This window comes from Pseudonocardia halophobica, assembly GCF_027922425.1.
In the GTDB taxonomy this organism is placed as follows: domain Bacteria; phylum Actinomycetota; class Actinomycetes; order Mycobacteriales; family Pseudonocardiaceae; genus Pseudonocardia; species Pseudonocardia halophobica.
The window spans coordinates 1-647 of sequence record NZ_BSFQ01000225.1; the positions used below are offsets into that span (position 1 = coordinate 1).

1 protein-coding gene is annotated in these 647 nt (G+C 73.1%); it reads left to right on the forward strand.

The annotated features are described in order from the left end of the window. Window positions 1-647 (forward strand): hydantoinase/oxoprolinase family protein (locus tag PKE99_RS38295; protein WP_271215131.1); only part of this gene is annotated, 647 nt, incomplete at both ends.

The following is a 647-nucleotide window of genomic DNA, read 5'->3' on the forward strand; positions in this document are numbered from 1 at the left end:
GGCCCGGCCACCCTGGCGGTGCCGCCGCTCGCCACTTTCCCGGCCGACCTGCGCGCGGCGGTGTCGGCGGGCGAGACAGTCGTCGACGGCGGCATCGAGTTCGACGGCACGCAGGTGGCCCCGTTCGACGCCGACACAGCGGCCCGGTTCCTCGCCGACGTCGCGGGCCGGGCCGACGCCGTGGCGGTCACCAGCGTGTTCTCTGCGGTGTCCGACCGGCACGAGCTCGCTGCGGAGGCGATCGCCCGATCCGTCCTCGGGGACGTGCACGTCTCACTCAGCCACGAGGTGGGCAGCATCGGCCTCATCGAGCGCGAGAACGCGACCGTGCTCAACGCGGCGCTGGCCGGGGTGGCCGAGACCGTTGCGCAGTCCTTCGGCGAGGCGCTCGAGCGGCACGACCTGCATCCGGCCCGCTACTTCACGCAGAACGACGGCACGCTGATGGAACTGGAGTACGCGCTGCGCTACCCGGTGCTGACGATCGGCTGCGGCCCGGCCAACAGCATGCGGGGTGCTGCCCACGTCAGCGGGGTGCGCGACGCGCTCGTCGCGGACGTCGGCGGCACCTCCACCGAAGTGGGCGTGCTGATCAACGGATTCCCGGTCGAGACCGGCGACCCGGTCGGCATCGGCGGGGTCCCCAC